The organism is Streptomyces sp. MRC013, from assembly GCF_023614235.1.
GTDB lineage: Bacteria > Actinomycetota > Actinomycetes > Streptomycetales > Streptomycetaceae > Streptomyces.
On sequence record NZ_CP094264.1, the window covers coordinates 4078759 to 4091263 of the forward strand.

Consider the following 12505-nt stretch of genomic DNA (forward strand, 5'->3'; position numbering starts at 1 on the left):
CACGGGTACCGGAGGAGGGCCTACAGGCCGTACCGCTCCCGGGCCTCCTTCACCGCGGAGACCGGGACCTCGCCGCGGCGGGCGAGCTGGGCCAGCGCGGCGACGACGATCGACGGGGCGTCCACGCCGAAGTGGCGGCGCGCCGCCGCGCGGGTGTCCGACAGGCCGAAGCCGTCCGCGCCCAGCGAGGTGTAGTCCTGCTCGACCCACTGCGCGATCTGGTCCGGGACCTGGCGCATGTAGTCGCTGACGGCCAGCACCGGGCCCGGCGCGTCGGCCAGCGCCCGGCGCAGGTACGGCACCCGCTCCTCGCCGCGCAGCAGCGCCGCGTCGGCCTCCAGCGCGTCGCGCCGCAGCTCGGTCCAGGAGGTCGCGGACCACACGTCGGCGGTCACGCCCCACTCCTCGGCCAGCGTCCGCTGCGCGTCCAGCGCCCAGTGGATCGCCGTGCCCGAGGCGAGGAGCTGGATGCGCGGCGCGCCCTGGGCGCCCGAGCCCTCCTTGAACCGGTACAGGCCCTTGACGATGCCCTCGTCGACGTTCGCGACGGCCGGCTTGGCCGGCTGCGGCATCGGCTCGTTGTAGACGGTCAGGTAGTAGAAGACGTCCCGGTCCTCGCCCGGGGCGGCCTCGCCGTACATCCGGCGCAGGCCCTCCTTGACGATCACCGCGACCTCGTACGCGAACGCCGGGTCGTACGTCAGCGCCGCCGGGTTGGTCGCCGCGATGGCGGGGGAGTGGCCGTCCGCGTGCTGGAGGCCCTCACCCGTCAGGGTGGTGCGGCCGGCGGTGGCGCCGATGAGGAAGCCGCGGCCGAGCTGGTCGCCGAGCTGCCACATCTGGTCGGCGGTCCGCTGCCAGCCGAACATCGAGTAGAAGATGTAGAACGGGATCATCGGCTCGCCGTGCGTCGCGTACGCGGTGGACGCGGCGATGAAGTCGGCCATCGAGCCGGCCTCGGTGATGCCCTCGTTCAGGATCTGGCCGTCGACGGCCTCCCTGTAGTACATCAGCTGGTCGCGGTCGACTGGCTCGTACGTCTGGCCCTTCGGCGAGTAGATGCCGAGCGACGGGAACAGCGACTCCATGCCGAAGGTGCGCGCCTCGTCGGGGACGATCGGCACCCAGCGCCTGCCGGTCTCCTTGTCGCGCACCAGGTCCTTCACCAGGCGCACGAAGGCCATGGTGGTCGCGACGGACTGCGAGCCGGAGCCCTTGTCGAACGCGGCGAACGCCTTCTCCGCCGGGGCGGGCAGCGGCGCGACCGGGTGGACGCGGCGGGCCGGGGCGGGGCCGCCGAGCGCGGCGCGGCGCTCGTGGAGGTAGCGCACCTCCGGGGAGTCGGCGCCCGGGTGGCCGTACGGCACCCGGCCGTCGGCGAACGCGCTGTCCGGGATGGGCAGGCCGAGGCGGTCCCGCATGTCCTTGAACTCGTCCACCGTCAGCTTCTTCATCTGGTGGTTGGCGTTCTTGGAGGCGAAGCCCTTGCCGAGGGTGTGGCCCTTGACCGTCTGGGCGAGGATCACGGTCGGCGCGCCCTGGTGGCCCAGCGCGGCCTTGTACGCGGCGAAGACCTTGCGGGACTCGTGGCCGCCGCGCGAGTGGTGGAAGCACTCGACGATCCTGTCGTCGGACAGCAGCTTCGCCATCTCGGCGAGGGCCGGGTCCCTGCCGAAGAAGTCCTCGCGGATGTAGGCCGCGTCGCGCGTCTGGTACGTCTGGACCTGCGCGTCGGGCACCTCGCGCAGGCGGCGGACCAGGGCGCCGGTGGTGTCGAGCCGGAACAGCTCGTCCCAGGCGGTGCCCCACAGGGTCTTGACCACGTTCCAGCCGGCGCCGCGGAACTGGGCCTCCAGCTCCTGCACGATCTTGAAGTTGGCGCGGACCGGGCCGTCGAGGCGCTGCAGGTTGCAGTTGACGACGAAGGTCAGGTTGTCCAGGCCCTCGCGGGCCGCCAGTGCGAGCGCGGCGGTCGACTCCGGCTCGTCCATCTCGCCGTCGCCGAGGAACGCCCACACGTGCGAGGCGGAGACGTCCTTGACGCCGCGGTTGGTCAGGTAGCGGTTGAAGCGCGCCTGGTAGATCGCGGAGAGCGGGCCCAGGCCCATGGAGACGGTCGGGAACTCCCACAGCCACGGGAGCCGGCGCGGGTGCGGGTAGGAGGGCAGGCCGTCGCCGCCGGCCTCCCGGCGGAAGTTGTCGAGGTGCGCCTCGGTGAGGCGGCCGTCGAGGAAGGCGCGGGCGTAGATGCCGGGGAGGCGTGGCCCTGGATGAACAGCTGGTCGCCCGAGCCGTCCCGCTCCTTGCCGCGGAAGAAGTGGTTGAAGCCCGTCTCGTAGAGCCAGGCGGCGGAGGCGAAGGTGGCGATGTGGCCGCCGACGCCGTGTTCGGAGCCGCGGGTCACCATGGCGGCGGCGTTCCACCGGTTCCAGGCGGTGATGCGGGCTTCCAGCTCCTCGTCGCCGTCGAAGCCGTAGTCGGCCTCGGCGGCGGTCGGGATGGTGTTGACGTAGTCGGTCTCCAGCAGTTCCGGCAGCGCCAGACCGGCGTCCCGCGCCCGCTCCAGGGTGCGGCGCATCAGGTACGCGGCACGGTGCGGCCCCGCCGCGGCGGCCACGGCGTCCAGGGACGCCCGCCACTCGGCGGTCTCCTCGGGGTCGCGGTCCGGGAGCTGGTCGAGCCCGCTCGGCTGGGTGCGGGTGGGGTCGGTCATGATCGCCGCCTTCCGGAGTCGAAGGGGTGGGAGCCCTTGGTCTTGGCAGGACAGGGCGGAGGGACCCCTGGAGGGGGTCCGCCGACGACTGTAAGCCTGCGATCGATGATCGATCAAAGGGTGAGCGGCAAAATCTTATGCCGATGGGCAAAGTCGGCATGGGGTGCCATGTTTTCGGGCACCCGGTGCCGTGTTTTCTTAGGGAGAGGTGAGCGGGCGGGTGCCTCCGCCACGGGGCGGAGGCACCGGCGGAGCGCCCCGGCCCGAGGCCCGGGACGCCCCGACCGCTACGCGCGCGGGGCGCAGCCCAGGACGTGGGCCTTGACGAGCGAACCGATCTCCGGATCCCGTCGGCGGAAAGCCGCCACCAGGTCCTGGTGCTCCTGGGCGTACTCCTTCTGGACCGTGCCGAGCCAGCGGATCGACAGGGCCGTGAAGACCTCGATGCCCAGGCCCTCCCAGGTGTGCAGGAGCACGGCGTTGCGTGCGGCGCGGACCAGCTCGCGGTGGAAGGCCACGGTGTGCCGCACCTGGGCCGTCCCGTCACCGCGGGCGTCCGCCTCGTACAGCGCCGCGACGTGCGGCTCCAGCGCCGAGCAGTCCTCCGCCAGGCGGTCCGCGGCCAGCTCCGCGGCGATCTGCTCCAGGCCCGCCCGCACCGGGTACGACTCCTCCAGGTCCGCCGCGGTCAGGTTCCGCACCCGGACGCCCTTGTTCGGCGCCGACTCGATCAGCCGCAGGCTCTCCAGCTCCCTCAGGGCCTCCCGTACGGGTGTCTGGCTGACCTGCAGCTCCGTCGCGATGCGCCGCTCCACGATGCGCTCCCCGGGCTTCCAGCGGCCGCTGACGATCCCCTCCACGATGTGCTCGCGGATCTGCTCCCGCAGCGAGTGCACGAGGGGGGACGGGGTGGTCATGGAGGGGGCTCCTTCGCTGCCGCGGCGGCCGACGCCGCCACCGCCATTATTCCGCCCGGGCGCCCCGCGGACGACGACGGCGCCCCCGCGCCGGGCGATCACCGGTGCGGGGGCGCCGTCGTCGGACCCGTCGGCCGCGCCTACAGGCCGAGGTCGACCTCGAACTCGCCGGCCTCCAGGATCGCCTTGACGGCGCCCAGGTAGCGGGCCGCGTCCGCGCCGTCGACCAGGCGGTGGTCGTACGACAGCGTCAGGTACGTCATGTGGCGCACGGCGATCGTCTCGCCGAGCTCCGGGTGGTCCAGGACGACCGGACGCTTCACCGTGGCGCCGACGCCCAGGATGGCGACCTGGTTCGGCGGGACGATGATCGTGTCGAACAGCGCGCCGCGCGAGCCGGTGTTGCTGATGGTGAACGTCGCACCGGCCAGCTCGTCCGGGGTGATCTTGCCGCCCCGGACCTTGGCCGCCAGGTCGGCGGTGGCCTTGGCGACGCCGGCGATGTTCAGGTCGCCCGCGCCCTTGATGACCGGCGTCATCAGACCCTTCTCGGAGTCCACGGCGATGCCGATGTTCTCCGAGTCGAAGTACGTGACGGTGCCCTCGTCCTCGTTGATCCGGGCGTTGATGACCGGGTGGGCCTTCAGCGCCTGGGCCGCCGCCTTGACGAAGAACGGCATCGGGGAGAGCTTGACGCCCTCGCGGGCGGCGAAGGCGTCCTTGGCCCGGGCGCGCAGCCGCATCAGCCGGGTGATGTCGACCTCGACGACCGAGGACAGCTGGGCCTGGCCGTGCAGCGCCTTCATCATGTTGTCGCCGATGACCTTGCGCATGCGGGTCATCTTGACCGTCTGGCCGCGCAGCGGGGACGCCTCCGGGGCCTTGGCGGCCGGAGCCGCGGCGGGCGCCGGGGCCGGCGCGGCCGGGGCCTTGGCGACCTCGGCGGCGGCGACGACGTCCTGCTTGCGGACGCGGCCGCCGACGCCGGTGCCCTTGACGGACGCCAGGTCGACACCGTGTTCGGCGGCGAGCTTGCGCACCAGCGGGGTCACGTACACGCCCTCGTCCGTCGCCCGGGCGGCGGCGGGAGCCGGAGAGGGCTGGGCCGGGGCGGGCTGGGCGGCGGCCGGCTCCGGTGCCGGGGCCGAAGCGGCCTCGGCGGTCGGGGCGGGCTCGGCGGGGGCCGGCGCGGGCTGCGTCGGAGGGGCCTGGACGGGAGCCTGGGCGGCTGGCTCCGGCTCCGGCTCCGGCTCCGGAGCCGGAGCCGGGGGTGCGGCCTCGGCGGGGGCCGGGGCGGCCGGGGCCTGGGCGGCCGGGGCGGCACCGGCGGCGCCGATGACGCCCAGCTTGGCGCCGACCTCGGCGGTCTCGTCCTCACCGACGGTGATCTCCAGCAGGGTGCCGGAGGTCGGGGCGGGGATCTCGGTGTCGACCTTGTCGGTGGAGACCTCGAGCAGCGGCTCGTCGGCCTCGACGGACTCGCCGACCTGCTTCAGCCAGCGCGTGACGGTGCCCTCGGTCACCGACTCGCCCAGCGCGGGCAGGACGACGTCGGTGCCCTCGGCCGAACCGCCGCCGGAGGCGGCCTCGGCGGCCTCGGCGGGGGCCGGGGCGGCGGCCTCGGTCGACGGGGCGGCCTGCGGGGCCTCCTGCGCGGGGGCCGGCTGGGCCGGTGTCTCCCGGGCGGGGGCGGGAGCCTGGGCCTCCTGTGCGGGGGCCGGGGCCTCGGCGGCGGCCGGGGCCCCGGCGGGGGCGCCCGTACCGTCGTCGATGACGGCCAGCTCGGCGCCGACCTCGACGGTCTCGTCCTCGGCGACCCTGATGGAGGACAGGACGCCGGAGGCCGGGGCGGGGATCTCGGTGTCGACCTTGTCGGTGGACACCTCGAGCAGCGGCTCGTCGGCCTCGACGCGTTCGCCCTCCGCCTTCAGCCAGCGGGTGACGGTGCCCTCGGTGACGCTCTCGCCGAGCGCCGGCAGGGTTACGGAAACCGGCATGGTTTCACTTGCTCCTAACGAACTTGTGCGGTAAGTGGTCGCGCCCGGTTGCTGGTGTGTCAGTCGTGGGAGTGGAGGGGCTTGCCCGCGAGGGCCAGGTGGGCCTCGCCGAGCGCCTCGTTCTGCGTCGGGTGGGCGTGGACGAGCTGGGCCACCTCGGCCGGGAGGGCCTCCCAGTTGTAGATCAGCTGCGCCTCGCCGACCTGCTCGCCCATGCGGTCGCCGACCATGTGGACGCCGACCACCGCGCCGTCCTTGACCTGGACGAGCTTGATCTCGCCCGCGGTCTTGAGGATCTTGCTCCTGCCGTTGCCCGCGAGGTTGTACTTCAGCACGACGACCTTGTCCGCGCCGTAGACCTCCTTGGCCTTGGCCTCGGTGATGCCCACGGAGGCGACCTCGGGGTGGCAGTACGTCACCCGGGGCACGCCGTCGTAGTCGATGGGGACCGGCTTGAGACCGGCCAGCCGCTCGGCGACCAGGATGCCCTCGGCGAAGCCGACGTGCGCGAGCTGGAGGGTGGGGACGAGGTCGCCCACGGCCGAGATCGTCGGCACGTTGGTGCGCATGTACTCGTCGACCAGGACGTGGCCGCGGTCCATGGCGACGCCCTGCTCCTCGTAGCCCAGGCCCTGCGAGACCGGTCCGCGGCCGATGGCGACCAGCAGCACCTCGGCCTCGAAGGTCTTGCCGTCCGCGAGGGTGACCCTGACGCCGTTCTCGGTGTACTCGGCGCTCTGGAAGAACGTGCCGAGGTTGAACTTGATGCCGCGCTTGCGGAAGGCGCGCTCCAGGAGCTTCGAGCTGTTCTCGTCCTCCGCCGGGACCAGGTGCTTCATGCCCTCGACGATCGTGACGTCCGTGCCGAAGGACTTCCACGCCGAGGCGAACTCGACGCCGATGACGCCGCCGCCGAGGATGACGGCGGACTCCGGGACGCGGTCCAGGGTCAGCGCGTGGTCCGAGGACAGGATGCGGTTGCCGTCGATCTCCAGGCCGGGCAGCGACTTCGGCACGGAACCCGTGGCGAGCAGGACGTGGCGGCCTTCGATGCGCTGACCGTTCACGTCGACGGAGGTCGGGGAGGAGAGGCGGCCCTCACCCTCGACGTACGTCACCTTGCGGGAGGCGACCAGGCCCTGCAGGCCCTTGTAGAGGCCCGCGATCACGTCGTCCTTGTACTTGTGGACGCCCTTGACGTCGATGCCCTCGAAGGAGGCCCGGACGCCGAACTGGTCGGCCTCGCGGGCCTGGTCGGCGATCTCGCCGGCGTGGAGCAGGGCCTTGGTGGGGATGCAGCCGTTGTGCAGGCACGTGCCGCCGAGCTTGTTCTTCTCGATCAGTGCGACGTCCAGGCCCAGCTGCGCACCCCGCAGGGCCGCGGCGTAACCGCCACTGCCACCGCCGAGGATCACTAGGTCGAAAACGGTGCTGGCGTCGTTCGCCACGTCACGTCCTCCATGCATGTGCGCCGGTCGCCGGTCCTCGATGGCCGGCGGCGGCTGGTTTTCGGCCGCTGTCTCTTCGGCCCTGTGGTGGGCCCTGTCCTGCCGGGAACCCATCTTTGCACCTGTCGCGCCGGTGCGGGACGCGGGGCCGGTTCCCGCCGGGCCCCCGCGGGACGCCGACGGCCCCGGACGGGTGACCGTCCGGGGCCGTCGGCCGGGTGCCGGAGCCGTGTGTCCCTCCACCGTCGGCCCTCCCCGGGCCGGCGGCCCTCCCCGGGACCGGCTCCGTTCTCAGCCCAGGTCGCCCTCCGCGACGCGCTCCGCCAGCCGCACCAGGGTGCGCACCGCCGAGCCGGTGCCGCCCTTCGGGGTGTAGCCGTACGGGCCGGACTCGTTGAAGGCCGGGCCGGCGATGTCCAGGTGCGCCCAGGTGATGCCCTCGCCGACGAACTCCTTCAGGAACAGGCCGGCCACCAGGCCGCCGCCCATGCGCTCGCCCATGTTGGCGATGTCGGCGGTGGGGGAGTCCATGCCCTTGCGCAGGTCCGCCGGGAGCGGCATCGGCCAGGACTGCTCGCCGACCTCCCCGGCGATCTCGTGGATCGCGGTGCGGAACGCGTCGTCGTTCGCCATCACGCCGAACGTGCGGTGGCCGAGCGCGAGGACCATCGCGCCGGTCAGGGTCGCCACGTCGACGATCGCGTCCGGGTTCTCCTCCGAGGCGCGGGTGAGCGCGTCGGCCAGCACCAGCCGGCCCTCGGCGTCAGTGTTCAGCACCTCGACGGTCTTGCCGCTGTACATCCGCAGCACGTCACCCGGGCGGGTGGCCGATCCGGACGGCATGTTCTCGGCGAGCGCCAGCCAGCCGGTGACGTTGACCGGCAGGCGGAGCCGGGCCGCGGCCACGACCGCCGCGAACACGGCGGCCGCGCCGCTCATGTCGCACTTCATGGTCTCGTTGTGGCCGGCCGGCTTGAGGGAGATGCCGCCCGAGTCGTACGTGATGCCCTTGCCGACCAGGGCGAGGGTCTTCTCCGCGTCGGGGTGGGTGTAGGCGAGCTTCACCAGGCGCGGCGGGTTCGCGGAGCCGGCGCCGACGCCGAGGATGCCGCCGTAGCCGCCCTTGGTGAGCGCCTTCTCGTCGAGGACCTGGACCTTGACGCCGTTCTCCTTGCCCGCCGCGGCGGCGACGGCGGCGAACGCCTCGGGGGTCAGATCGTTCGGGGGCGTGTTGATCAGGTCGCGGGCGCGGTTGACCTCCTCGGCCACCGCGAGTGCGCGCTCCGCGGCCGCCTTGGACGCCTTGTCGCGCGGCTTCGCGCCGAGCAGGACGACCTCGGCGAGCGGGTTCTTGGCGTCCTCGCCGCGCTCCTGGTAGGCCGTGAAGGCGTACGCGCCGAGCGCCGCGCCCTCCGCGACGGCCGCCAGGTCCTCCACCGTCCCGACGGGGAGGGCGAAGCCGGCCTTCTTGACCCCGGCCAGGGCACGGGCGGCCGAGCCGGCCGCGCGGCGCAGCGCCTCGGTGCCGTACGTCCCGTCCTTCTCGGGCGCGCCGCCGAGGCCGACGGCGAGGACGAGCGGCGCCTTCAGACCGCCGGGGGACGGCACCTTGGTCACCTCGTCCTCGGCGCCCGACGCGCCGAGGGTCTCCAGGACGGCGGCGAGCTTGCCGTCGAACGCCGAGTCCACGGCCTCGGCGCCCGGGGCGACGACGATCCCCTTGCCGCCGTCCGCCGCCTTGGCGACACCGACCACGAGGGCGTCGACGCGCAGCGACGCGGCACCGGAGGTGCTGAGAGTGAGAGCAGTCACGTTGGTGAAATCTCGCTTCCGTTGAGTTGTCCGGCGGTCGAGGAGTGAGCCGACCGCGCCCGCCGCATGGTAGATGGACCCGTCGGCGCGGCGGGCATGAGCCTACGCGCGCACGGGGGTTCCGCCCACGGGGCGGTCTTCCGCCCGTGCGGAGGCCCGTTCCCGGGGCCGCGGCCGGGCCGGCGGCCCGCGCCCACCGGCGCGGGCCCCGCCGGGCGCCCGTCAGCCCAGGGTGAGCACGACCAGCGCGGTGGTCGCCGCGGTCTCCGCGACCGCCCCGAACACGTCGCCCGTCACCCCGCCCAGCCGGCGCACGCACCGGCGCAGCAGCACCTCCGCCGCGGCCAGCGCGGCCAGCGCGGCCAGCGCGTGGCGCAGCGCACCGTACCCCCCGCCGTCCGCCCCGGCCAGCGCCCCGGCGCCCGCGCACACGCCCACCGCCAGCGCCCCGGCCGCCAGCGCGGCACGCGGCGGCACGGTGCCCGCCACCACCGCGCCCAGGCCCTCGGGCCGGGCCGCCGGGACGCCGGTGCGGGACGCCAGGGTGAGCGCGAGCCGGGCGACGGCACCGGCGAGGACCGCCGCGGCGGCGCCGCGCGCCCACCCCTCGCCGTACAGCCGGTGGAGGGCCGCCACCTGCGCGAGCAGCACGAGGAGCAGCGTGACGACGCCGAACGGCCCGATGTCCGACTGCTTCATGATCCGCAGCGCGTCCTCGGCGGGCCTGCCGCTGCCGAGCCCGTCGGCGGTGTCGGCCAGACCGTCCAGGTGGAGGCCCCGGGTGAGCACGGAGGGCACGGCGGTCGAGGCGACGGCGGCGAGCAGCGGCCCGGCGCCGAGCAGCAGGAGCAGCGAGCCGGCCGCCGCCGCGCAGAGGCCGACGGCCACCCCGGCCGCGGGCGCGCACAGCATTCCGGAGCGGGCCGCCTCCCGGTCCCAGCGCGCGACCCGCGCGGGCAGGACGGTGAGCGTGCCGAAGGCGAAGCGCAGGCCGTGGAAGCGGGGGAGCGGGCGGGAGGTCGTCACGGCGCGCACACTAGCCGCCGCCGGGGGCGCTCCGGTCCGCCGGGCGGTGCGCACCGCCCCGTTGCGGGCGAGGGGACGCGGTTTCGGGCGAGGGGGCGCGGACCACCCGCTCCCGCCGCCTCCCGGCCCGGTGTCGGGACCGCCGTCCGGTCCGCCCCGGGCGGCCTGCCCCGTGGGGAGTGGCGGTCGCGCCCGGGGCGTCAGTCCGAGCCGCCCTCCCCGCGCGCGTCCTCCGGCTCCGGCGCACCGGGCCGCTCCGGCAGCTCCGCCGCGAGCGCCGCGGCGGCCTGCACGAGGGGGAGGGCGAGCAGCGCCCCGGTCCCCCCGCCCACGGTGACGCCGTGGTCGAGCAGCGGGGCGAGCCCCATCCGGTCCAGCGCCCTGGCCTGGGCCGGCTCCCCGCTCACCTGCCCCACCAGCCACCAGTCGGGCGCCCGGAACGCGGCCCGCTGCGCGACCAGCGCGCACGCCGCCGACACGACGCCGTCCAGGATCACCGGCATCCGCCGCACCGCGGCCTGCAACAGGAACCCGGTCGCCGCCGCGAAGTCCGCGCCGCCCACCGCCGCCAGCAGCCCCAGCTGGTCGCCCAGCACCGGCCGGGCCCGGCGCAGCGCGTCGCGGACCGCCGCGCACTTGCGCATCCACGCCAGGTCGTCGATGCCCGCGCCGCCGCGCCCGGTCACCACCGACGCGTCCGTCCCGCACAGCGCGGCGACGAGCACGGCCGCCACCGTCGTCCCGCCGACGCTCAGGTCGCCCAGCACCACCAGGTCGGTGCCCGAGTCGGCCTCCTCGTCGGCGATCGCCGCGCCGAGCCGCACCGCCCGCTCGGCCTCCTCCGCGGTGAGGGCGTCCTCGACGTCGACGCGACCGCTGCCGCGCCGCACCCGGTGCCGTACGACCTCCTCGGGCAGCAGCCCCGGGTCGCAGTCCAGGCCGGCGTCCACGACCCGCACGGGCACCCCCGCGCGCCGCGCCAGTACGGCCACCGGGCTCGCCCCGTCCAGCACCGCCCGCACCAGCGTGTGCGCCGTCCCCGCCGTGCGCCCCGACACGCCGAGCGCGGCCACGCCGTGGTCCCCGGCGAACAGCACGGCCTTCGCCCGCTCCACCGGCCGGACCGGGACGGCGCCCTGTGCGGCGGCCAGCCACCCGCCGAGCTCGTCCAGGCGGCCGAGCGCGCCGGGCGGGACGGCCAGCCGCTCCCGGCGTTCCTCGGCCTCCCGGCGGACGCTGCCGTCCGGGCGCTCGATCAGTTCGGAGAAGTCGTCGAGATTCAGCCTGCTCATTCGCGGAACAGTACCGGGCCCGCGAGACGGTCAGCCGCGCAGTACGAGGACCTGCCCCGCCGCCGCGAGCAGCACCTGCTCGCACTCGTCGGCGAAGGCCGCGTTGAGCCGCCCCAGCTCGTCCCGGAACCGCCGTCCGGCCGCCGTCGCGGGCACGACCCCGGAGCCCGCCTCGTTGGTGACGGCGACGACCGTGCGGGGCGTGGCGCGGACGGCGGCGACCAGTTCGGCGACCCGTTCCCGCAGCGCCTTCTCACCGGTGCGGGCCCACGTCTCGTCGTCCCACGCGCCGGCCCGGTCCATCGCGTCGGTCAGCCACAGCGACAGGCAGTCGACCAGCAGCGGCGGGCCGTCCTCCGCCAGCAGCCCGGCGACCTCGCAGGTCTCCTCGGTGCGCCAGGAGCCGGGCCGCCGCTCCCGGTGCGCCCCCACCCGGGCCGCCCACTCGGCGTCGCCGTCCCGGGCGCCGCCCGTCGCCACGTACACGACGTCCGGGTACGCCTCCAGGCGCCGCTCCGCCTCCAGCGACTTCCCCGACCTGGCACCCCCGGTGACCAGGGTGCGGCGGGGGACCGGCGGCGCCTCCCGGTACGCGCCGACCGTGAGCGCCGTCCCGTCCGGCACCGCCCTCGCGCCGGCCGCGGCGAGCCGCCGGTCCAGCTCCGGGCCGGGCGGCACGTCGTGGTCCAGGTGCACGGCCAGCACGTCGGTCTCCCGGCCCACCGCGCCCGCCGCCCGCAGCCGGGCCAGCGCGTCCGGCCGCCCGGTCGCGTCGACGGCGACCAGGTCGTACGGGCGGTGCGGCGCGGCCGCCCCGGCGGGGGCGCCGCCCGGCGGGAGGTACAGCAGCCGCGCCCCCTCCGGGGACGTCACCTCGTACCCGGTGCCGGGCGCGTCCATCGCCACCGCCCGGACGCGGTGGCCGCTGATCAGCGTCAGCTCCCGGCCGTCCGGGACGCGGCCCGCGGACGGCAGCCCGGCGGGCAGTTCCACGGGCGGGCCGTCGTGCGGGTGCGTCAGCAGCACCTGCCGCACGCCGGTGAGCGCGTGCCCGGCGCGGGCGGCGGCCAGGGCGGCGCCCGGGGTGAGGTCGAGCAGCAGGGCGCCGTCGACGAGCAGCGAGGTCGCGGAGCGCGCGTACGGGCCGCGGGCGGTGGCGCACGCGGCGCAGGGGCAGCCGGGCCGGGGCAGTCCGGTCGGGGTCCCGGTGCCGAGCAGAGTCAGTTCCACGTACCCGATCCTCCCGCGAGCCCCGTGCGGCTGCGCGCCCGGCTACGCTGCGGGCAGGAACCAGCACAGG

The 12505-nt window shown here is 75.3% G+C and carries 7 protein-coding genes and 1 pseudogene; all 8 read right to left on the minus strand.

Features of this window, described 5'->3' with window-relative positions; translation table 11 throughout:
* Positions 1-20: 20 nt before the first annotated feature.
* Positions 21-2713: pseudogene (aceE, locus tag LUW75_RS18520) on the minus strand (pyruvate dehydrogenase (acetyl-transferring), homodimeric type).
* A 287-nt stretch (positions 2714-3000) separates the two neighbouring features.
* Complete coding sequence (locus LUW75_RS18525) at positions 3001-3630, minus strand: GntR family transcriptional regulator (RefSeq protein ID WP_250336612.1); 630 nt, start codon at positions 3628-3630, stop codon at positions 3001-3003.
* 140 nt (positions 3631-3770) lie between these two features.
* Complete coding sequence (sucB, locus tag LUW75_RS18530) at positions 3771-5627, minus strand: 2-oxoglutarate dehydrogenase, E2 component, dihydrolipoamide succinyltransferase (RefSeq protein ID WP_250336613.1); 1857 nt, start codon at positions 5625-5627, stop codon at positions 3771-3773.
* 59 nt (positions 5628-5686) lie between these two features.
* Positions 5687-7075: a dihydrolipoyl dehydrogenase gene (gene lpdA, locus LUW75_RS18535; RefSeq protein WP_250336614.1), complete on the minus strand. Its 1389-nt coding sequence runs from the start codon at positions 7073-7075 to the stop codon at positions 5687-5689.
* A 291-nt stretch (positions 7076-7366) separates the two neighbouring features.
* Entirely contained in the window at positions 7367-8887 is a 1521-nt protein-coding gene (locus LUW75_RS18540) for a leucyl aminopeptidase (protein WP_250336615.1), read from the minus strand.
* Between the two features lie 222 nt (positions 8888-9109).
* Positions 9110-9922: an adenosylcobinamide-GDP ribazoletransferase gene (locus tag LUW75_RS18545; protein ID WP_250336616.1), complete on the minus strand. Its 813-nt coding sequence runs from the start codon at positions 9920-9922 to the stop codon at positions 9110-9112.
* A 191-nt stretch (positions 9923-10113) separates the two neighbouring features.
* A complete protein-coding gene (gene cobT / locus LUW75_RS18550; protein ID WP_250336617.1) occupies positions 10114-11205 on the minus strand; it encodes a nicotinate-nucleotide--dimethylbenzimidazole phosphoribosyltransferase in 1092 nt (363 codons plus the stop codon).
* Between the two features lie 30 nt (positions 11206-11235).
* Positions 11236-12435 (minus strand): bifunctional adenosylcobinamide kinase/adenosylcobinamide-phosphate guanylyltransferase, encoded by a 1200-nt coding sequence (locus LUW75_RS18555; RefSeq protein WP_250336618.1) that lies wholly within the window; start codon positions 12433-12435, stop codon positions 11236-11238.
* Between the last annotated feature and the right edge of the window lie 70 nt (positions 12436-12505).